At 62.0% G+C, this 21,289-nt stretch carries 20 protein-coding genes; 12 read left to right on the top strand and 8 right to left on the bottom strand.

The genetic code is table 11. From position 1 onward, the window contains the following. Together htpG and BFP90_RS07170 are read left to right on the top strand one after the other, a co-directional pair. Window positions 1–1,905 carry a molecular chaperone HtpG gene (gene htpG, locus BFP90_RS07175; RefSeq protein ID WP_065884278.1) on the top strand — a complete coding sequence of 635 codons (1,905 nt, stop codon included), beginning with the start codon at window positions 1–3 and terminating at the stop codon, window positions 1,903–1,905. A gap of 66 nt (window positions 1,906–1,971) precedes the next feature. Next, the gene (locus BFP90_RS07170; RefSeq protein ID WP_065894792.1) at window positions 1,972–2,700 is read left to right on the top strand and encodes a dienelactone hydrolase family protein; all 729 of its coding nucleotides are present in this window, start codon (window positions 1,972–1,974) and stop codon (window positions 2,698–2,700) included. Window positions 2,701–2,891: 191 nt separating this feature from the next. Here the strand turns inward: BFP90_RS07170 and BFP90_RS07165 are convergent, their stop codons facing one another. Continuing rightward, window positions 2,892–3,308, bottom strand: coding sequence for an OsmC family protein (locus BFP90_RS07165; protein WP_065884248.1), 417 nt, complete (start codon window positions 3,306–3,308; stop codon window positions 2,892–2,894). 169 nt (window positions 3,309–3,477) lie between these two features. On the opposite strand from BFP90_RS07165, the gene BFP90_RS07160 reads away from it, so the two are divergent. Further along, entirely contained in the window at window positions 3,478–4,470 is a 993-nt protein-coding gene (locus BFP90_RS07160; protein WP_065896350.1) for an amidohydrolase family protein, read from the top strand. A gap of 602 nt (window positions 4,471–5,072) precedes the next feature. Here the strand turns inward: BFP90_RS07160 and fabB are convergent. From fabB to BFP90_RS07135, 5 genes are all read right to left on the bottom strand, one after another. Next, window positions 5,073–6,293: a beta-ketoacyl-ACP synthase I gene (fabB, locus tag BFP90_RS07155; RefSeq protein ID WP_065884250.1), complete on the bottom strand. Its 1,221-nt coding sequence runs from the start codon at window positions 6,291–6,293 to the stop codon at window positions 5,073–5,075. Between the two features lie 11 nt (window positions 6,294–6,304). Beyond that, the gene (gene fabA, locus BFP90_RS07150; RefSeq protein WP_003210552.1) at window positions 6,305–6,820 is read right to left on the bottom strand and encodes a 3-hydroxyacyl-[acyl-carrier-protein] dehydratase FabA; all 516 of its coding nucleotides are present in this window, start codon (window positions 6,818–6,820) and stop codon (window positions 6,305–6,307) included. A gap of 249 nt (window positions 6,821–7,069) precedes the next feature. Beyond that, the gene (locus tag BFP90_RS07145; protein ID WP_065896344.1) at window positions 7,070–8,971 is read right to left on the bottom strand and encodes an ATP-binding protein; all 1,902 of its coding nucleotides are present in this window, start codon (window positions 8,969–8,971) and stop codon (window positions 7,070–7,072) included. Continuing rightward, entirely contained in the window at window positions 8,968–9,897 is a 930-nt protein-coding gene (locus BFP90_RS07140; RefSeq protein ID WP_065896343.1) for an ABC transporter substrate-binding protein, read from the bottom strand. Before BFP90_RS07140 ends, BFP90_RS07145 begins: the two co-directional genes overlap by 4 nt. A 1-nt stretch (window position 9,898) precedes the next feature. Further along, a complete protein-coding gene (locus tag BFP90_RS07135) occupies window positions 9,899–12,031 on the bottom strand; it encodes a TonB-dependent receptor plug domain-containing protein (RefSeq protein WP_083203179.1) in 2,133 nt (710 codons plus the stop codon). Between the two features lie 195 nt (window positions 12,032–12,226). On the opposite strand from BFP90_RS07135, the gene BFP90_RS07130 reads away from it, so the two are divergent. From BFP90_RS07130 to BFP90_RS07095, 8 genes are all read left to right on the top strand, one after another. Further along, window positions 12,227–13,252 carry an NAD(P)H-dependent glycerol-3-phosphate dehydrogenase gene (locus BFP90_RS07130; RefSeq protein ID WP_065884257.1) on the top strand — a complete coding sequence of 342 codons (1,026 nt, stop codon included), beginning with the start codon at window positions 12,227–12,229 and terminating at the stop codon, window positions 13,250–13,252. A gap of 10 nt (window positions 13,253–13,262) precedes the next feature. Beyond that, window positions 13,263–13,610: a DUF4389 domain-containing protein gene (locus tag BFP90_RS07125; RefSeq protein WP_065896341.1), complete on the top strand. Its 348-nt coding sequence runs from the start codon at window positions 13,263–13,265 to the stop codon at window positions 13,608–13,610. After that, a complete protein-coding gene (gene sixA / locus BFP90_RS07120) occupies window positions 13,607–14,056 on the top strand; it encodes a phosphohistidine phosphatase SixA (protein ID WP_065894797.1) in 450 nt (149 codons plus the stop codon). The genes BFP90_RS07125 and sixA overlap by 4 nt, the downstream gene beginning before the upstream one ends. A 79-nt stretch (window positions 14,057–14,135) precedes the next feature. Then, complete coding sequence (locus BFP90_RS07115) at window positions 14,136–14,579, top strand: hotdog fold thioesterase (RefSeq protein WP_065894798.1); 444 nt, start codon at window positions 14,136–14,138, stop codon at window positions 14,577–14,579. A gap of 97 nt (window positions 14,580–14,676) precedes the next feature. Continuing rightward, the gene (locus tag BFP90_RS07110; RefSeq protein WP_065896340.1) at window positions 14,677–15,480 is read left to right on the top strand and encodes an alpha/beta fold hydrolase; all 804 of its coding nucleotides are present in this window, start codon (window positions 14,677–14,679) and stop codon (window positions 15,478–15,480) included. Then, window positions 15,477–16,331, top strand: coding sequence for an alpha/beta hydrolase (locus BFP90_RS07105; RefSeq protein ID WP_065894800.1), 855 nt, complete (start codon window positions 15,477–15,479; stop codon window positions 16,329–16,331). Before BFP90_RS07110 ends, BFP90_RS07105 begins: the two co-directional genes overlap by 4 nt. A 102-nt stretch (window positions 16,332–16,433) precedes the next feature. Next, entirely contained in the window at window positions 16,434–17,252 is an 819-nt protein-coding gene (locus BFP90_RS07100; RefSeq protein WP_065896339.1) for a DUF4892 domain-containing protein, read from the top strand. Window positions 17,253–17,321: 69 nt separating this feature from the next. Continuing rightward, complete coding sequence (locus BFP90_RS07095) at window positions 17,322–18,383, top strand: AI-2E family transporter (protein WP_065884272.1); 1,062 nt, start codon at window positions 17,322–17,324, stop codon at window positions 18,381–18,383. Here the strand turns inward: BFP90_RS07095 and BFP90_RS07090 are convergent. Next, complete coding sequence (locus BFP90_RS07090) at window positions 18,380–19,414, bottom strand: sensor histidine kinase (protein WP_065896338.1); 1,035 nt, start codon at window positions 19,412–19,414, stop codon at window positions 18,380–18,382. The two genes, BFP90_RS07095 and BFP90_RS07090, sit on opposite strands and share 4 nt — an antisense overlap. Beyond that, on the bottom strand, window positions 19,414–20,178 hold the full coding sequence (locus BFP90_RS07085) for a response regulator (RefSeq protein ID WP_065894814.1): 765 nt from the start codon (window positions 20,176–20,178) through the stop codon (window positions 19,414–19,416). Before BFP90_RS07085 ends, BFP90_RS07090 begins: the two co-directional genes overlap by 1 nt. A 258-nt stretch (window positions 20,179–20,436) precedes the next feature. On the opposite strand from BFP90_RS07085, the gene pyrF reads away from it, so the two are divergent. Continuing rightward, window positions 20,437–21,135: an orotidine-5'-phosphate decarboxylase gene (pyrF, locus tag BFP90_RS07080; protein WP_065896337.1), complete on the top strand. Its 699-nt coding sequence runs from the start codon at window positions 20,437–20,439 to the stop codon at window positions 21,133–21,135. Window positions 21,136–21,289: the final 154 nt, after the last annotated feature.

Here is a 21,289-nt window from a genome sequence, read left to right as displayed (position 1 = left end):
ATGAGTGTGGAAACTCAAAAGGAAACCCTGGGCTTCCAGACCGAGGTGAAGCAACTGCTGCACCTCATGATCCATTCGCTGTATTCCAACAAGGAAATTTTCCTTCGCGAATTGATCTCGAACGCCTCTGACGCTGTCGACAAATTACGTTTCGAAGCCCTGTCCAAGCCTGAGTTGCTGGAAGGTGGCGCCGAACTGAAAATCCGTGTGAGCTACGACAAAGACGCCAAGACCGTCACCCTCGAAGACAACGGTATCGGCATGAGCCGTGAGGACGCGATCACCCACCTGGGCACCATCGCCAAATCCGGCACCGCAGATTTCATGAAGAACCTGTCGGGCGACCAGAAAAAAGATTCGCACCTGATCGGCCAATTCGGCGTGGGCTTCTATTCGGCTTTCATCGTCGCCGACAAGGTTGAAGTGTTCAGCCGTCGTGCCGGCCTCGACGCCAGCGAAGGCGTGCACTGGGCGTCCAAAGGTGAGGGCGAGTTTGAAATCGCCACCCTCGACAAGCCTGACCGTGGCACCCGTATCGTGCTGCACCTCAAGGATGGCGAAGACGAATTCGCCGATGGCTGGCGCCTGCGCAACATCATCAAGAAGTACTCCGACCACATCGCCTTGCCGATCGAGCTGCCCAAAGAACAGGCGGCCGGCGAAGGTGAGGAGAAGCCGGCCGAGGAATGGGAAACCGTCAACCGCGCCAGTGCCCTGTGGACCCGTCCGCGTACCGAGATCAAGGACGAGGAATACCAGGAGTTCTACAAGCACATCGGTCACGACTACGAAAACCCGCTGAGCTGGAGCCACAACAAGGTCGAAGGCAAGCTGGAATACAGCTCGCTGCTCTACGTGCCGGCGCGTGCGCCGTTTGACCTGTACCAGCGCGAAGCGCCGAAGGGCCTGAAGCTTTACGTACAGCGTGTGTTCGTGATGGACCAGGCAGAATCGTTCCTGCCGCTGTACCTGCGCTTTATCAAGGGTGTGGTCGACTCCAACGACCTGTCGCTGAACGTGTCGCGGGAGATCCTGCAGAAAGACCCGATCATCGATTCCATGAAGTCGGCGCTGACCAAGCGCGTACTCGACATGCTGGAAAAACTGGCGAAGAACGAGCCTGAAAAATACCAGGGCTTCTGGAAAAACTTCGGCCAGGTCATGAAAGAAGGCCCGGCGGAAGATTTTGCCAACAAGGAAAAAATTGCCGGCCTGCTGCGTTTTGCTTCCACTCAAGGTGAAGACGGCGAACAGGTTGTGTCGCTGGCCGACTACCTGGCACGCGCCAAGGAAGGTCAGGACAAGATCTACTACCTCACCGGCGAAACCTACGCTCAGGTCAAGAACAGCCCGCACCTGGAAGTCTTCCGCAAGAAAGGCATCGAGGTCCTGCTGCTGACCGACCGTATCGATGAGTGGCTGATGAGCTACCTCACCGAGTTCGACGGCAAATCCTTTGTGGACGTGGCACGCGGCGACCTGGACCTGGGTAACCTGGACTCCGAGGAAGACAAGAAAGCCGCCGAGGAAGTCGCCAAGTCCAAGGAAGGCCTGGTTGAGCGGATCAAGGCATCCCTGGGTGAGGCGGTCAGCGAAGTGCGGGTTTCCCATCGCCTGACCGACTCTCCGGCGATCCTGGCCATTGGCGAACAGGACCTGGGCATGCAGATGCGTCAGATCCTTGAAGCCAGCGGCCAGAAGGTGCCGGACTCCAAGCCGATCTTCGAATTCAACCCGGCTCACCCACTGATCGAGAAACTCGACGGTGAGCAGAGCGAGGAGCGTTTTGGCGACCTGTCGCATATCCTCTTTGACCAGGCGGCCCTGGCCGCTGGCGATAGCCTCAAGGACCCGGCCGCTTATGTGCGCCGACTGAACAAGCTGTTGGTTGAACTGTCGGTTTAACACCGTTGTAGAAAAAACCCGCTTCGGCGGGTTTTTTCGTTCAATCCCTCCCAACTGGAGAAAATGATGAGCCAAGTCACAGTACGTTCCGTGGTCTATCAGATTGATGGCCAGTCTTATGAAAGTCGTCTGGCGTTCGATGCCAGCCACCAGGGCCCGCTGCCGGGGCTGCTGATGGCGCCGAACTGGATGGGCGTGAGCGCGGGCGCCGAAGAAATCGCCAAGAGCGTTGCCGGCAAAGGCTACGTGGTGCTGATTGCCGACTTGTATGGGCAAACGGTGCGGCCGACCAATGGCGATGAAGCTGGCGCGGCGATGATGCCGTTGAAAAATGATCGTGCGTTGTTGAACAAGCGTATGCACGCGGCCTTTGAACAACTGCAAGGCCAGACCGAGGCAGCGGTGGATACGTCGAAACTGGCGACCTTCGGTTTCTGCTTCGGTGGCTGCTGCTCCCTGGAATTGGCCCGTACCGGTGCGCCGGTGAAAGCGGCTATCTCGTTCCACGGTACCCTCGACACGCCGAACCCGGCGGATGCGAAGAACATCAAGGGTTCAGTGCTGGTGCTGCATGGCGCCTCCGACCCTCTGGTACCGAAAGAACAACTGCCGGCGTTCGAAGATGAAATGAACGCAGCAGGTGTGGATTGGCAGCTGCTCAGCTACGGTGGCGCCGTGCATTCCTTCACGGACCCCCATGCCAATGTGCCGGGCAAGATGATGTACGACGCCAAGACTGCTGCGCGGGCGTTCCAGTCGATGCACAACTTGCTGGATGAAGTGTTCAAGGGCTGATTCTTCAGCGCCTGTTCGGGCCTCATCGGGGGCAAGCCCCCTCCCACATTTTGGATGTATTCACAATGTGGGAGGGGGCTTGCCCCCGATGGCTATTTCACAGGCAACTCAATTCTTTCTGACTCCCGCTGCACAGTGAGCCGATCCCCAGCCGCCCATCATTGCCGCGCCTGCTCGACCGGAAGTTCGCGTTACTGGCTGAAGGCGCCTTCCGAAAGTGTTGTCTCAATGCTGACTTCGGCCGTGGTCATCAGTTTGTGTACCGGGCACTTGTCGGCGACGCGGTGCAGCTCATCACGCTGAGCGTCGGTGAGCACGCCTTTGAGGGTCAACTTGACGTTGAGCGTGTATTTACCTTTTTGCTCTTCGGCGGCGTCGTGGGTAACTTCTACCGTTACGCCGGTGAGCGGAATGTCTTTCTTCTGTGCGTAGAGCCTGACGGTCAAGGCTTTGCACGACGCCAGCGCGGCATCGAAATAGTCGTGAGGAGAGGGGGCGGAGTCGTCACCGCCCAGGCTCTTGGGCAGGTCGGTAAACAGCTCGTGGTTGTTAATAGCGACGCTGTGACGGAAATTTTCGGCGTTCAGCGTATTGACGGTAACAGGCATGGCGAACCTCACAAGGTTTGGATGACGGTCATGCAGTAATAGAGCATGCCGGCACCTGGGGGTTCCAGGTTTTTGTCCTTGCTGAACCCTGATGCGCGGGGCAGGGTCTACCCGTATCAGTTCCTATCGAGGTATCACCGTGCTCTGGACCCGTGTGAGTTTTGCCCTGATGCTCGCCGCCAGCAGTCTTGCCGTGCAGGCCCGCGACTATGCCTACAGCGACGCCCACCTGCATTACGTAGACTTTTTCCAGGAAACTGCGGGCATGGACAAGCTGCTCAAGGCCATGACGGAAAATCGCATCGAGCATGTGATGATTTCCGGCATTCCCGTGGCCAAGAAATGGCACGAGGACGAACCCAAGCGCCCGCGCTATTACGCGGGCGACGATGCCGATGCCTACTGGTACAGCGCCACCGATGTGATCGTCGCCGCTGCGGTCAATAAGCTCGCCCCGGAACAGCGCCAGCACTTTCATCCGTTCCTGGCCGGTTTCAATCCCAACGACAAAAACTCTGCCGCCCACATCCAGCGCATGCTCGACCTCAACCCAGGGCTGTGGCAGGGCATTGGCGAAGTGTTTACCCGCCACGACGATCTCACCGCGCTGACCTCGGGTGATACGCCGCGCGCCAACAACGAGGCCATGACGCGCATCTATCACTTGGCGGCGGAGAACGACCTGCCGGTGATGCTGCACTCCAACATCACCTCCAAGCGCGAGCGCAACCCGTTGTACCTGGCCGAAGTCGAGCAGCCGTTGCGCAACCACCCGCACACACGCTTCATCTGGGCCCACGCCGGTACCAGCAAGGAGATTCACCGTCATCAGGTGCAAATGGATTTCCTGCTGCCAACCCTGAGCCGCCTGCTCGAGGCTTACCCCAACCTGTATATCGACCTGTCCTGGAGCGTGCTCACGCCCTACCTGCTGGATGACGTGGGCAAGCCCAGGCCGGAGTGGGTCAAACTGGTGGAGCGCTTCCCTGATCGCTTCATGCTGGGCTCTGACGTGGTAGGGCGTTTCAACAAGCTGGGTAAGGAAATGCGCGGTTTTGACCCTTTCCTCGACGCATTACCTGAAGACGTTGCCCACAAGGTCGCGCGGGATAACTTTCTGGCCATCCTGCCCAAGTCGACCCGCAATGAGGGCGCGCATTGAGGTCGGGTTTTAGTGTTGTGTAATTGAGGTGATCCTATCGCGCATAGGTATCTTCAAAACTGTGTAACACCCAACGCAAACCACGATGCGAAGCGAGCTGCTCTTGATCTTGATCTGCTTTTGATCTTAGGCGCCCCGTTAAACCACGCTGGCCGAACGCAGGCTTGAATCCGTGGGTAACCCGGCAGGACGCCGGGTTAGCCGCCCCGCGCCATGGATGGCGCGTGGCGGCGGCCCACGGATTCAAGCCTGCGTTCGGGCACACCGAGCCGAGGCGAGGTGCCGAGTGGTGGGGCAAGAGCGTTTTGCTTACTTTTGCGCTTTTCAAAAGTGAGTCGCCGTAAGGGCGGAACCCTAAGCAGCCGTTACCGCAGAAACGGATATGTATTCGGTCTGATCCGGCATCCTGGTCGGTCCAGAGGCCGCCATCGGGGGCAAGCCCCCTCCCACATTCGACCGCATTCTCCAGGCCAGCTCGGCCAAATGTGAGAGGCGCGGTGCGCCGGCTCGACTTGCCCCGATGCACGTGACTCGGTCTCATTCAATCGCCCATAAAAAAGCCCCGAACCAGTCGGGGCTTTTCATCGCTCAAGCGCCAGGCCTTACTTACCCTGCCAGCGTTTCAGCACCAGGGTGGCGTTGGTGCCACCAAAGCCGAAGCTGTTGCTCATCACGGTGTCGATTTTCACATCTTCAACGGTCTTGGTCAGGATCGGCATATCGGCGACGACCGGGTCGATCTCGTCGATGTTGGCCGAGCCGGCCATGAAGTTGCCTTCCATCATCAGCAGGCAGTAGATCGCTTCGTGAACGCCGGCGGCGCCCAGGGAGTGACCCGACAGGCTCTTGGTGGAGCTGATTTTCGGCGCGTTGTCACCGAATACCGCACGCACGCCTTCCATCTCCTTGGCATCGCCGACCGGAGTCGAAGTGCCGTGGGTGTTCAGGTAGTCGATCGGGGTATCCACGGTGGACATGGCCATCTGCATGCAACGGATGGCGCCTTCACCGCTTGGCGCAACCATGTCGTAGCCGTCGGACGTCGCGCCGTAGCCAACGATTTCCGCGTAGATCTTCGCGCCACGGGCCAGAGCGTGTTCCAGCTCCTCGACCACCACCATGCCGCCGCCGCCGGCGATGACGAAACCGTCACGCTTGGCGTCGTAGGCACGGGAGGCCTTTTCCGGGGTTTCGTTGTACTGGGTGGACAGCGCGCCCATGGCGTCGAACAGGAACGACTGGCTCCAGTGTTCTTCTTCACCGCCGCCGGCGAATACGATGTCCTGCTTGCCCAACTGGATCTGCTCAACGGCAGTCCCGATGCAATGGGCGCTGGTGGCGCAGGCGGAGGAGATCGAGTAGTTCACACCCTTGATCGCGAACGGCGTGGCCAGGCACGCCGAAACGGTGCTGCCCATGGTCCGCGTTACACGGTACGGGCCAACGCGTTTCACGCCTTTTTCGCGCAGGATGTCCAACGCTTCCATCTGGTTCAGGGTGGATGCGCCGCCGGAGCCGGCGATCAGGCCGGTACGTACGTTCGACACCTGGTCTTCGCTCAGGCCGGAGTCGGCGATTGCGTCTTTCATGGCCAGGTAGGCGTAGGCGGCAGCGTGGCCGACGAAGCGATAGATCTTGCGATCGATCAGTTCTTCGAGGGGCAGGTCAATGGAGCCGGAAACCTGGCTACGCAGACCCATTTCGGCATATTCCGGGTTGAAACGGATGCCAGGGCGACTTGCACGCAGGTTAGCGGTGACGGTCTCTTTGTCATTGCCCAGGCAAGAAACGATGCCCAGACCAGTGATAACGACGCGGCGCATGCGGATAACCCTTAAAAGTTGTCAGTGGAAGTGAATACGCCGACCCGAAGGCCTTCGGCAGTATAGATCTCGCGACCGTCGACAGTCACCGAACCGTCGGCGATGGCCAGGTTCAGCTTGCCCTTGAGGACGCGCTTGATTTGAATGTTGTAGGTGACTTTCTTGGCGGTCGGCAGGACCTGGCCAAAGAACTTCACTTCGCCCGAACCCAGGGCGCGACCGCGGCCCGGCAGGCCTTGCCAGCCCAGGTAGAAGCCGACGAGTTGCCACATGGCATCAAGGCCCAGGCAGCCCGGCATCACCGGATCGCCTTCGAAGTGGCAGGCAAAGAACCACAGATCAGGGGTGATATCCAGCTCGGCGACCAATTCACCTTTGCCGTACTTGCCACCTTCTTCGCTGATATGGGTGATGCGATCCACCATCAGCATGTTCGGGGCGGGCAGTTGCGCGTTACCTGGGCCGAACAGCTCACCGCGACTGCAGCGCAGCAGGTCTTCCCGGGTAAAGGCGTTTTGTTTGGTCATGCGAGCTCCTCAATAATCCCATGCGGCAGGGTAGGGCAAATCTTCCCGAACCGGATGAAGCGTTCATGCCTCATAGCGGCAGCCTACACATAGACTATTGCGTTGTAGTGAAAGTCACAGCGTCAAGGTACTCAATGTACACTTGTTCACTGAAATGTTAAACCGGACCTGTTTATCGGCCCGTTCGGGTGCCTAAGACTGCCGCACTTTCGTCCTCCACGCCAGTCGGAGTTGGCTTAGCCACGACTGCTAGTGCACCCAGCGCTGGAGGATTTGCTGCAAATCCGTGCGTTTGAACGGTTTGGCCAGGTAATCGTTCATTCCGGCTGCAAGACAGGCTTCGCGGTCGCCCTGCAAGGCGTTGGCGGTCAGGGCGATAATCGGTAAATCGGCGCAGCCCGGCAGTCGGCGAATTTGCCGGGTGGCCTCGTAGCCGTCGATCAATGGCAGGCGGCAGTCCATCAGGATCGCGGTAAAGATCAGGCTTTCGGCGCTGCGGATCGCCTCGGCGCCATCGGTGGCCAGGCTGACCTCAAAACCCAGGCTGCGCAGCATGGCTTCGACCACGGTGCGGTTAACCGGGTTGTCTTCCACCAGCAGTATGTGCCGCCCGTCGCCGGCACTGGTCTTGCCCACGGCGTCCGGGGCGATGGCAGGCAGGCTTTGCTGATCGATGGCCAACGGAATTTCCAGGGTGAACACCGAGCCCCGGCCCTCTTCGCTTTGGGCGCGCAGGGTGCCGCCCATGCGTTCGGCCAGGGTGCGGGCGATCGGCAGGCCGAGGCCGGTGCCTCCGTACCGTCTTGAAATGGAGCTGTCGGCCTGCTGGAACGCATCGAACATCAGTTCCAGACGCTCGGCGCAAATGCCGATACCGCTGTCGCGCACGGTGCAGGTGAACCACACCAGTTCATGGTCCAGGGTTTGCCAGTGGGCCTCCACGTGCACGGTACCGTGCTCGGTGAACTTCAAGGCGTTGCCGATCAGGTTCACCAGGATCTGCCGGATACGGGTCGGGTCACCGCACACCCGCAGGGCCTCCATGCCCGAGGGAATCGACAGCTCCAGGGCCAGCTCACGCTGCTGCGCGCTGTGCTGGAACGCTTGGGCGCAACTGCTGATCAGGTCGGCCAGGTTGAAGGCAATATGTTCCAGCTCCAGCGCGGCCCGTTCGATGCGCGAGAAGTCGAGGATGTCGTTGATGACTTTGAGCAGGTGCTCGGTGGACTCGGAGGCCAGCGCCGCGTATTCGGCCTGCTCTTCGGTCATCTCGGTGGTTTCCAGCAGTTGCAGCATGCCCAGCACACCGTTCATCGGCGTGCGCAGCTCATGGCTCATCATCGCCAGGAATTCGGACTTGGCATTGTTCGCCCGCTCGGCTTCCTCGCGGGTCTGGATCAACTGCGCCATGGCCTGCTGCTGTTCGCGGCTGGCCTGATTGAGGCCCGCGGCCAGGTTATTGATGTGCCGTGCCAGGTCGCCCAGTTCGGAGTCGTCGACAATCGGCAGCGGCGTCTTGTAGTCGCCCTGCTGGATGGCCTTCACCGCATGCCCCATGGCGCTGATCGGTTGCGACAGGCTGGCGGCCAGGCGTCGCGCCAGCAGGAAGGTAAACAGCAGGGCGAACAGCGCCAGAATGCCGGCCTTGAACAGGATTTCCTGCTGGCGCTGACTGAACGCGTCATTGGACATACCGACAATCACCCGGCCCAGGTAGTCCGCTCGCGGCGCCTTGGGTTCGTTGAGGTTGTCCTGGAAGAAATCATTGCCCAGCTGGATATGCTGCAGGCGGATCGGCGCCTGGAACACTTTTACCGAGAGTGAACGGTCGTGCTTCTCCGACGGCTGCTCGACGTACACCAGAATGTTCTCGGCGCTGTCCTGGATCTCCAGGAAGCGCACGTGGGGCGTGGCCAGCGTCGCCCGCAGCAAGGCGTCGAGCACATCGTTGTTGCCGGAAATAACGCCGTATTCGGTGGCAGGCGCCAGTTGGTTGGCGATCAACTGGCCGGTGTGGTCCAGCTCCTGGCGCAAGTCCTGAATACGCACGAAGGTAAAGAAGCTGATCAACAGTAAGGTCAGCAGCAGCGCAGGCCCCAGGGTGATGAGTTGGGTGCGGGTGTTGATGTCCCAGCGACGGCGCAAGGTCATGGGCGTTCATCTCCTTCGGCCAGGCGGGCGGCGACGGCAGCTTCGTCGACCTGTTCGATGCCCAGTGAGCGTGCGACTTGCGGGTTGCCTACCACTTTGAAGTGTTGCGGGTACAGCGTGCGCGGCCAGTTGGCCGGCGGGTGGTCGAGCAGGCGATCAAGTACGGCGAGCCAGTCGGACTGGTCGCTGTAGGTGCTGGCCAGGCTGCCTGCCCGGACAAACCCGGCATTGGGCCCTATCAGCGGCAATTGCTGGGCATAGCTGCTCAGTAACAGGTTCTTGGCGGTTTTCGGGTTGTACAGTTGCGGGTCGTCCAGGCCCAGCAGCACGTCACTGTTCTTGAACAGGGTTTGCAGGGTGCGGCTGTCGTTGGTGTTGTCCCAGCGTTGGCGCACGATTTCCAGGCCCAGTGGCGCGGCGTACCGGTCAAGCTCAGGCAGCAGGAATTGGCTGTCGGCGCCGTAAAGCACGCCGATCCGCCGGGCCTGGGGCAGGATGCTGGCGATCAGGCGCAACTGGCGCGCCAGCGGCGGGTCGCTCCACAGCAGGCTGATTCTGGCCGGGCGCGCGCTGCCCAGGCGCTGGTGAGCTTGCAGGCGGCTGATGCGCAGCACCAGGGTCGGTGGCCCCAGGTTATCCTGCAAGCGCCAGTCGAGGCCGGGCAGGTCCAGCAGGATCAGGCGGGTAGTGGCGGGCAACTGGCTCGGCGCCGGCAAATCTGCAAGCAGGGTGAAGGTGACATGGTCTTCGGGGCGCTGCCGGGCGAGGGCCTGGGTAAACCCCTGGACACCGGCACTGTCCTCGGCGGCGGTCAGCAAGATATCGGCGCTCCACACCGGGGGGGTGAACAGCACGCACACCAGCAGCAAGGCGCGCCGCCACAGCCGTGAAACAAGAGGGAGGGTCATCCGTGACTGATCGCCCATGTCAGAACTCTAGCTGCGCGCTGAAATAGAGCACATGGCGATGGTCGTAATTGTTGTCGGGCCAGGTGGTCGGCTGGTTGTCGAGGCGTTGTTGCAGCATGCCGGCCAGCTCCACATTGGTCTTGCCCAGGGCAATACGCTTGGCCACCCGCAGGTCGACCCGTTCGAAGCGATACTCGTTGAGTGCGTCGTCGCCGTAATAGAACAAGGCACTCGACCAGCCGTGGCCCCATTCACGCAACCAGCCGGCCGAGCCGCTGTTGCGTGCGGTCTGCGTCTTGTCCAGCGGGTTGCTGGCGCTCGCATCGACGTAAGCATAGGTCAGGCGCAGGCGGTCGGCGTCGCTGACGCGCCAGTCGAACTGTGATTCGGCACCGGTAAAGCGCGAGCTGTTGGCGTTGCTGGCGATGTATTGATTGTTGCGCAACGGCGAACTGATCATGTCGGTGATTTCGTCGTAGAAGAGCTTCACATCGACATTCAATTCGAGGTCGGCAAAGAAGCCGTTGTAGCCCAGTTCGCGCGAGCGCATCAACTCTTTATCAAGATTGCCGGGGCCGCGTGTCACCACAAAATATTGCCCGGAATTCTGCCCGTAGACCGGCGAGCTGAGGTTGGTGACGCGGTAGCTCCAGTTGACGTTGTTCTCGAACATGTCCGGCGAACGGATCGCCTCGGAGTACACCGCCCGCAGGCCGTGGCGCGGGTTGATCAGGTAGTTGACCGCCACGCGCGGCGTCAGCGAGTTGCCGCTCAAGTGGGTGTCTTCGTACATCGCGCCGCCTTGCAGCAGCCAGTGTTCGCTGGCCCGCCATTCCAGGTGACCGAACAGGCGCCAGGTGGTGTCGTCCAGCGTCCCGTTGAAGTAGGTGTCGGAGTCGGCGCGGTCGTAGCGGTAATTCATCCCGCTGACCAGGCGCAGGCTGTCGGAGAGGCTGAGGGTGTCTTGCAGCTCCACGTCGTAGCGGCTTTCCGTGGCACTTTGGTCGATATCGCCGCACACGCTCTGGTTGGCGCCGTTGCGCCACTGGTCCAGTACCTGGTTGCCCAGCGCCTGTTCAGCAGCGTTGCCGGGCGGGGCGCTGCCCTGGCTGAAGGTATCCATGTGTCGCGCCAGCCGTTCGGCGTAGTTGGGGTTGAGCTGCCACAACCGGGTCAATTCAGGGCTGAACGAGACCTTGGCGTCACAGGCTTTCCAGATCTGCCGACGGTCCCATTGCTGGGCCGACCCCTGGATATACAGGCTGTGTTCGGGGTTGAAGTCGAAGTTCCAGCGCATCGAACCGGCGTAGTCCCTGGCGTTGACGTCGGAATTGGTACCGCCCTCGGTAATCCCGGCGAATACCGGAGTGTAGGTGTAGGGGCGCTGATTGGTCCCCTCCTTGGCATTCAGTTGCCAGTCGATGCTCTGTTGCGCATTCAACGTCTGGCTGACGGCCAGGCTGAAACGGTTGAGGCGGCGGCTGTCGCGGCGGTCGGCGCCGACGGCATCGCGGTCGAAACCATCGTCCTGCTGCCCTGACAGCGACAGGCGCAGATCGCCGGTTTCCCAGCCCACGCCCTGGCTGGCATAGACATCGTTGATCCCGCGTTCACCCCGGATGACCTTTACCCGCGTGCCCTGGCTGTTGGCCGGTGAGCGGGTGAGGATATTGACCACCGCCATCAGCGCATTGGCGCCGTAGCTGACGGTATTGGGGCCACGAAACACCTCGATACGCTCAATGTCTTCCATGGCGACCGGAATATCGCTCCAGTCCACCGTGGCCAGGCCTGCGCGATACACCGAGCGCCCGTCGATCAATACCTGCATGCGCCGTGCATCGCTGGCGCTGGTGCCGTGGTAGTTCACCGCAGCCTGATTGCCGGTGGTGTAGCCGACCATCATCCCGGGCACCAGGCGTAACAGCTCGGCAATGTCACGCGCGCCGCTGGCCTTGATCAATTCGCTGTCGATCACGGTCATGCTGCCGGGAACGGCGGCGGCCGATTGCTTTAGACGGGTGGCGGTCAATACCTGCGGCAGCGGCTGGCTGTCGAGAAACAGGTCGTCTGCCGACGCACTGGCGCTGCACGCAAGCACCAGGGGCAGCATCAATGGCAGGGATGAGCGGAGAGGAGGGCCCGGATACACGGCACGGCCTTGATAATTGCGGATAGCCGCCCATGTTAACTGAGGTCAGGCATTTTGCCAGTCGTGAGACTTGCAATTACTTCACTCAAGTGTGGCATTTTCCGACAGGCGCACGAATTCACACGGGGGCTGGCCGCAAGCGGGTCGCCCCGTATAATGCCGCCATCGCCACTGGTATGGATTAACGGATTGCATATGACTGAACAGCGCCCTATTGCGGTCCTGGGAGGCGGAAGTTTTGGTACCGCCGTGGCTAACCTGCTGGCTGAAAATGGCCACGCGGTACGCCAGTGGATGCGCGATCCCGAGCAGGCCGAGGCCATTCGCGTGCACCGCGAAAACCCGCGTTACCTCAAAGGCATCAAGATTCATCCGGCGGTCGAGCCCGTGACCGATCTGCTGGCAACCCTTGCCGACTGCGACCTGTGCTTTGTCGCGCTGCCCTCCAGCGCCTTGCGCTCGGTGCTGGCGCCCCACGCCGAACGTCTGGCGGGCAAGCTGCTGGTCAGCCTGACCAAGGGCATCGAGGCGCAGACGTTCAAGCTGATGAGCGAAATCCTCGCAGAGATCGCACCCCAGGCGCGCATCGGCGTGCTGTCCGGGCCGAACCTGGCGCGGGAAGTGGCCGAGCATGCGCTGACCGCCACGGTGATCGCCAGTGAGGATGAGGCGCTGTGCGAGCGCGTCCAGGCGGTGCTGCATGGCCGTACCTTTCGTGTCTACGCCAGTGGCGATCGCTTTGGCGTCGAGCTGGGCGGTGCGTTGAAGAACGTCTATGCCATCATCGCCGGCATGGCCGTGGCCCTGGAGATGGGCGAAAACACCAAGAGCATGCTGATTACCCGCGCCCTGGCCGAAATGACCCGTTTCGCCGTGAATCAGGGCGCCAACCCGATGACGTTCCTGGGCCTGGCGGGCGTCGGCGATCTGATCGTCACCTGCTCGTCGCCCAAGAGCCGTAACTATCAAGTCGGTTTCGCGCTGGGCCAGGGGTTGAGCCTTGAAGAGGCGGTGACACGCCTGGGCGAAGTGGCCGAAGGGGTCAACACCCTCAAAGTGCTGAAAGCCAAGGCCCAGGAAGTCGGTGTGTATATGCCGCTGGTGGCCGGGCTGCACGCGATCCTGTTCGAAGGACGCACCTTGAGCCAGGTCATCGAGCTGCTGATGCGCGCCGAGCCGAAAACCGATGTCGACTTTATTTCCACCAGCGGTTTCAACTGAGGAACGCGGCATGAACGATTCCAAAGCAGCCCCCAAGTATGAGTCCATTGTGCTGCGCATCCTGTGGATGCTGGTGTTTGCCCTGGTGTGGCAGGTGGCGCAGTTCCTGCTCGGCGCGTTGGTGATTGTGCAATTGATTTACCGACTGATCTACGGCGCGCCGAACCTGGGCCTGATGAACTTCGGCGACAGCCTCAGCCAGTTCCTGGCGCAGATCGGTCGCTTCGGCAGCTTCCACACCGAGCAAAAACCCTGGCCGTTCGCCGATTGGCCAACCCCGCGTGCACCGGAAGGCGAAGCCGCTCACAGCGTGCCGCCGGCACCGCACCCGGTGCGTGACGAAGAGCCCAAGCTATGAAGCTGTGGATTCTGCGCCACGGTGAAGCCGAGGCACACGCTCGCACCGACCCCGAGCGCAACCTGACCGCGCACGGCAGGGCCGAAGTGTTGCGCAGCGCTGCGCATCTGATCGGCCAGCCGCTCGGCGCCATTATCGCCAGCCCCTATGTGCGTGCGCAGCAGACGGCGCAACTGGTGCGCGAGGCGCTGGGCTTTGAGCCGGACATTCGCACGGTGCCGTGGCTGACGCCGGAGGGCAACCCGCTGCTGGTGCTGGAAAAACTCGACAGCGATGACAACGTGCTGCTGGTCAGCCATCAGCCATTGGTGGGTGGCCTGATCAGCGTTGCGCAGCATGGTCATCAGCGCCAGCCAGAACCGATGCACACCGCCAGCCTGGCGGAATTGGAAGGGGATTTCCCGCTGGCCGGGCTGATGAGCCTGGTCAGCGTGAAAAACCCGTAGGTGATATCGACAGGTTGTGCGCGCGCGCGCTGTTTTGTGGCAGGATTAGGGTCGTAATAAAACCAATAAGGACATCCCTATGAGCCTGTGGCGCACGCAACCGAATATCGAACACCTCAATGCGAGTCAGAAAAACACCATCGGTGAATTGCTGGACATTCGCTTCGAAAGCTTCGACGACCAATCCCTCACCGCCAGCATGGTGGTCGACCACCGTACCCATCAGCCCTACGGCCTGCTGCATGGCGGCGCCTCCGTGGTGCTGGCCGAAAGCGTCGGCTCCATGGCGGCCTACCTGTGCGTCGATGCCAGCAAATTCTATTGCGTGGGCCTGGAGGTCAACGCCAACCACCTGCGCGGCGTGCGCAGCGGGCGAGTAACGGCGGTGGCCAAGGCCATCCACATCGGCCGTACGACCCAAGTGTGGGACATCCGCCTGACCAATGACGAGGGCAAGGCCAGTTGCGTTTCGCGCCTGACCGTGGCCGTGGTGCCGCTGGGCGAGCAGCCACCGGCGCGATAGGCATGGCGTGAGTGTCATCATTCCTGGCGGTTACGGTCATTGCCGTAGGGGCCGGGCATGGTGACAATCGAGGTCTGTTCCTGTAGAGCGAGCCAGTATGTCGCAGCCTGTATTTTTCGCCCACGCCAATGGCTTTCCGTCGGCCACCTACGGCAAATTGTTCGACGCACTGGCCCCGGAGTATGCAGTGGCGCATCTGCCGCAGCACGGCCATGACCCCAGGTTTCCGGTGGACGACAACTGGCAGAACCTTGTGGATGAACTGATCCATCATCTGCAGCAGCAACCGGAGCCGGTATGGGGCGTCGGCCATTCCCTGGGCGGAGTGTTGCATTTGCATGCCGCGATGCGCTGCCCGCAGCTGTACCGTGGCGTGGTGATGCTGGACTCGCCGGTGCTGACCCGCGCGGATCGCTGGGTGATTCGCGCCGCCAAGCGCTTTGGCTTCATCGACCGCCTGACCCCGGCCGGACGCACCCTGGGCCGCCGCGAGGAATTCAGCGACCTGGACGCCGCGCGTGCCTACTTCGCCGGCAAGACCCTGTTTCGCAGTTTCGACCCCGAGTGCTTTGAGGCGTATCTGCAGCATGGCCTGCAGCAAATGGGCGACCGCCTGCGCTTGCGTTTCGACCCGGCGACTGAAATCAGCATCTATCGAGGCGTGCCTCACACCAGCCCCGGCCAGGTGCGCCAGTTGAAAGTGCCACTGGCCGTGGTGCGCGGGCGTCAGAGCCGTGTGGTGATGCGCCATCATGCCAGCGGCGTAGGTCGCCTGCCCATGGGTGAAATGCTCACCATGCCCGGCGGCCATATGTTCCCCCTCGAGCGACCCCAGGACACCGCCATGTTGATCAAACAGCTGTTTTCCCGCTGGCAGGCCCGTGAGCGCAGCTGCGCATGAGTACGCCGGTGGAAGAAGTACGCCTGAGCCTGCCGCATATCGAGTTGGCCGCGCATCTATTTGGACCTGAAGACGGTTTGCCGGTCATTGCCCTGCATGGCTGGCTGGACAACGCCAACAGCTTTGCGCGCCTGGCGCCCAAGCTCCAGGGTTTACGCATTGTTGCGCTGGATATGGCCGGCCACGGGCACTCGGCCCATCGTCCGGCGGGGGCCGGTTATGCCTTGTGGGATTACGTGCACGATGTAGTGCAAGTGGCCGAGCAACTGGGCTGGCAACGTTTTGCATTACTTGGCCATTCCCTGGGCGCCATCGTCTCCCTGGTGCTCGCCGGGGCGTTACCGGAGCGCGTGACGCATCTTGGATTGATCGACGGCGTGATCCCGCCGACCGCCGGCGGCGAGAACGCAGCCGAACGGCTGGGCATGGCCTTGCAGGCGCAACTGAGCCTGCAAGGCAAGCGCAAACCGGTGTATGCCAGCCTGGACCGGGCGGTCGAGGCGCGCATGCATGGCGTGGTCGCGGTCAGCCGCGAAGCCGCAGAACTGCTGGCCCAGCGCGGTTTGATGCCGGTGCCGGGCGGCTATACCTGGCGCAGCGACAGTCGCCTGACCCTGGCATCACCGATGCGCCTGACCGACGAACAAGCCATGGCTTTCGTACGACGAGTGAGTTGCCCTACGCAGTTGGTGGTGGCGGCTGACGGTATGGTGGCGAAACATCCCGAATTGCTTTCACGGCTGCCCTTTACCGTGACGACGCTGCCGGGTGGTCATCATTTGCACCTGAATGACGAGCCCGGTGCGGTTCTTGTTGCAGACTGTTTCAATCGGTTCTTCTCCACGCCTTGACTTGACGCGGTCAACTGCCGAGGCTGGGCGGATTGAAAGGGAGTCAACCATGCACCATCTTCAAACCGCTGCGACCCTCCATGGCCACGGCTCAGTGATCCGATGAGCCTGGGTAAAGGATGTTTACGTGCCGTTGGGCTGTGCTGCTTCAGCCCGCTCGTGTTCGCCGCCGATGTGCCGGGAAGCCAGGACTTGCCGGCCATTGCCCGCCAGGTGGACGCGCAGATCGTCGACTATCGCCCCGCTGAAGACCGCGAACGCATCTACCCCATGGGCGCGATCCGCAAGATCAGCGGCCAATTGCGTTCCGAAGGCCAGGCCACCGCACGCGGTCAAACCACCGCGATCACCTACGAACTTCCTGCCGAACACAGCTCCAGTGCCGCCTTTACCGCCACCCGCGAAGCCCTGCAGGCCAAGGGCGCGCAGCTGCTGTTCTGGTGCCAGGCCCGCGATTGTGGCGAAAGCAGCCTGTGGGCCAACGAAGTGTTCGGCAATGCCAAGCTGGTAGGGGCCGACGGCCAGCAGGAATACCTGCTTTTACGTCTGGCGGCTCCGCAGGACAATACGCTGGTGGCGCTGTACGGCATCACCCGTGGCAATCGCCGCGCCTATCTGCATGTCGAGCAGATGGACGCCGGCACGCCGCTGGGGAGTCTTCTGCCCACCTCGGCAACGCTGTTGCGTGAGTTGAAAAGCACCGGTGAACTGGACTTCCCCGCCCTCGGTGCCGAGCCTGACGACACGTGGCTGACGTTGATCTCCAGGGCGTTGAACCTCGACACCACCTTGCGTGTCAGCCTGTCCGGTCCCAATGCCGAAGCCTGGCGCCAGGGGCTGATCGACAACGGTGTGCGCGCCGCACGCCTGGAAAACAGTCCGGGTGACGCCGAGGGCCTGCACGTGCGTCTGATACGCTAACGTCACTGGGCGAACGGACCCGCGCCGTTCGCCTAAGCTCTCTTCTACCGACTCTTTTCGAGATAACCGATGCTCAATAACGATCGCCTGCTGGTGCAAATCCTGCTGCTGGTGCTGTTTGGTGCCAGCTTCTGGGTCATGGCGCCGTTCTGGTCGGCGCTGTTCTGGGGCGCGGTGCTGGCATTCGCGAGCTGGCCGCTGATGGTACTGCTGACACGCGGGCTGGGCGGTCGCGAATCGCTGGCGGCCGGTATCCTGACGCTGGGCTGGATGTTGCTGGTAGCGCTGCCGCTGGTGTGGCTGGGGTTCAACCTGGCGGACCATGTGCGCGATGCCGTCGTGCTGATCAAGGATATCCAGGTCGATGGCCTGCCCGATGCGCCGAGCTGGCTGGGCTCGATCCCGGTTATCGGCGAGCGGCTGGTGGCGACATGGGACAGCATCGACCAACAGGGCGCGGCGCTGATGCTCAGCATCAAGCCGTACCTCGGCCAGGTCGGCAACTGGTTGCTGGCGCGCAGTGCGCAGATTGGCGGCGGTATCCTCGAACTGACCTTGAGCCTGGTTTTTGTGTTCTTTTTCTACCGCGACGGGCCGCGCCTGGCGATGTTCGTGCATCGGTTGCTCGAACGCCTGATCGGCGACCGTGCCAGTTATTACATCGAACTGGTGGCCGGTACAGTGCAACGGGTGGTCAACGGCGTGATCGGCACGGCTGCGGCCCAGGCGGTGCTGGCGCTGATCGGTTTCCTGATCGCCGGGGTGCCCGGTGCGTTGCTGCTGGGCGGCGTGACGTTCCTGCTCAGCCTGATTCCCATGGGCCCGCCGCTGGTGTGGATCCCGGCCACGGCCTGGCTGGCGTGGAAGGGCGACTACACCTACGCGGTGTTCCTGGGCGTATGGGGCACCTTCATCATCAGCGGTGTCGACAACGTGCTCAAGCCATACCTGATCAGCCGTGGCGGCAACCTGCCGCTGGTGATCGTGTTGCTGGGCGTGTTCGGCGGCTTGATCGCGTTCGGTTTCATCGGCCTGTTTATCGGCCCGACCTTGCTCGCGGTGGCCTACAGCCTGTTGACGGACTGGAGCGCGACCCAGGCCCAGGCGCGGCGCGAAGACAAGCCGCTTTAAGCCCTGGGCAGCCACATCACTGCGGTCAATCCGCCGCCTGGCGTGTCTTCCAGGCTCAGGTGGCCGCCGAGGCGCTCGACCGCTTCCCTGGCGATCGTCATGCCCAGGCCGACGCCGCCGGAATTACGGTTGCGTGAGCCCTCCAGGCGAAAGAACGGTTCGAACACCGCTTCGCGCTTGTCGGCGGCGATGCCGGGGCCATGGTCAATCACCCGGATCACCAGCGCCCCGCGGCTGTCCGCCAGTTCCACACGGGCTGAACCTGCATAGCGCAGGGCATTGTCGATCAGGTTGTTGAGGCACGAACGCAATGCCATGGGCTGCACCTGCAACGGCGCGCAGGTGCCGCCCACGTGCACATCGCTGCCTTGGTCCTGGGCGTTTTCGCTCAGCGATTCCACCAGCGCCTGCACGTCGAGCCAGTGTCGGGTCTCGCTGGTGCGTTGTTCATGCAGATAGCTCAAGGTGGCGTCGAGCATGCCGATCATGTCGTCCAGGTCCTGGCGCATCTGACCTTGCAGCCGCGTATCTTCGATCTGTTCCAGGCGCAGCTTGAGCCGCGACAGCGGCGTGCGCAGGTCATGGGAGACCGCCCCGAGCATGCGCGCGCGCTGGCTGACCTGTTCGCGGATGCGCCTTTGCATCAGGTTGAAGGTCGACGCGGCCTGGCGTGCTTCGCGGGGCCCGGATTCTTCGAGTGGCGGGCTGTCGAGGTCAAGACTCAAACGCTCGGCCGCCGCACTCAGGCGCTGGATCGGCCGGCTCAGCAGCTTGGCGCCGTACCACGCGGCGATAATCAGCGAGATGAATTGAAACGTCAGCGGCACCACCGGGCCACCGAACCAGGGACGGTGAGGCTTGACCAGCGGCTTCATCGAGCCATCCGGCTGCTCGACGAAGGTGCCCTGCGCCGGTGGCGGTGGTGGGCCGTAATGATGGAACCAGAAAAACGCCAGCAGATGCGCGAGCACGATGGCCACCAGCAGCACGCCGAACAGCCGCCCGAACAACGTATTGAAGGTTGCGCGCATCAACCGATATCCCGCGCGTCGAACAGGTAGCCTTCGCCGCGTACGGTCTTGATCAGTTGCGGGGCCTTGGGGTCGTCTCCCAGTTTCTGGCGAAGGCGCGAAACCAGCAGGTCGATGCTGCGGTCAAAGGCTTCGATCGACCGGCCGCGCGCGGCATCCAGCAATTGCTCGCGGCTCAATACGCGGCGCGGGCGTTCGATGAACACCCACAGCAGGCGGAATTCGGCGTTGGACAGTGGCACCACCAGGCCGTTGTCGGCCACCAGTTGGCGCAACACGCTGTTGAGCCGCCAGTTGTCGAAGCGGATATTGGCGCGCTGCTCGGTACGATCATCGCGCACCCGGCGCAGGATGGTCTGGATACGGGCCACCAGTTCGCGCGGTTCGAACGGCTTGGACATATAGTCGTCGGCGCCCAGCTCCAGGCCGATGATCCGGTCGGTCGGTTCGCAGCGGGCGGTGAGCATCAGGATCGGAATGTCCGACTCCGCCCGCAGCCAGCGGCACAGGGTGAGGCCGTCTTCGCCGGGCAGCATCAGGTCGAGCACCACCACATCGAAGGTTTCGCCTTGCATGGCCTGGCGCATCGCCGCGCCGTCGGTCACACCCGTGGCGAGAATATTGAAGCGCGCCAGGTAATCGATCAGCAATTCACGAATCGGCACATCGTCATCGACGATCAGCGCGCGAGTGTTCCAGCGCTTGTCGTCGGCGATCACCGCGCCTGTGTGCGCATCGTTTACCGGGACGGAAGGAGTATGCATAGTGCGATCATCTGCCTGATTGTTACGGTCAGCATAGGCGCCCAGCCCCATGGCTGGAAGTGCTGGACGGTCGGTCATGCGGCGAGGCTAGCGGTGGGGCATGTTGGGGGCATGTCGTGAATGTATCGACTTTGAAACAATGGCCGCAAACCTGGGCCAATCCACGCAGAATCAGTATTTACCGATCATCGGATCCCGCAACAGCGCCGCTTGCGCTACAATCCGCGTCGATTTCGACTTGCCTGAGAGCCCATTCCAATGTCCGTCTGCCAGACTCCTATCATCGTCGCCCTGGACTACCCCACCCGTGACGCCGCACTGAAGCTGGCTGACCAGTTGGACCCCGCGCTTTGCCGGGTCAAGGTCGGCAAGGAGCTGTTCACCAGTTGCGCGGCGGAAATCGTCGGCACCCTGCGTGACAAGGGCTTCGAAGTGTTTCTCGACCTGAAATTCCACGATATCCCCAATACCACCGCCATGGCGGTCAAGGCTGCGGCCGAGATGGGCGTGTGGATGGTCAACGTGCACTGCTCCGGTGGCCTGCGCATGATGAGTGCCTGCCGTGAAGTGCTGGAGCATCGCAGCGGGCCGAAACCGCTGTTGATCGGGGTGACTGTGCTGACCAGTATGGAGCGCGAAGACTTGGCCGGTATCGGCCTGGATATCGAGCCGCAGGAGCAGGTGCTGCGCCTGGCGGCCCTGGCGCAGAAAGCCGGTCTGGACGGCCTGGTGTGTTCGGCGCTGGAAGCCCAGGCGCTCAAGACGGCTCATCCGTCGTTGCAACTGGTCACGCCGGGCATTCGTCCGGCGGGCAGCGCCCAGGATGATCAGCGCCGTATTCTGACGCCGCGCCAGGCGCTGGATGCCGGTTCGGATTATCTGGTGATTGGCCGTCCGATCAGCCAGGCGGCCGATCCGGCAAAGGCGTTGGCGGCGGTCGTTGCTGAAATCGCCTGACCCCAGGCGGGCACTGAAAATGTGGCAGGGGGATTGCCTCCTGACCTGGTCCGGCAGCCTGTAGCTATCTTACTGGTGCTCCACGATCCAATGTGGGAGGGGCGGTGCGACGATTCGACTTGCCCCCGATGGCGGCCTCTGGGCCGACCAGGAT

This window comes from Pseudomonas sp. 24 E 13 (assembly GCF_900004715.1).
In the GTDB taxonomy this organism is placed as follows: domain Bacteria; phylum Pseudomonadota; class Gammaproteobacteria; order Pseudomonadales; family Pseudomonadaceae; genus Aquipseudomonas; species Aquipseudomonas orientalis_A.
This window is presented reverse-complemented; position numbering and strand designations above follow the sequence as displayed.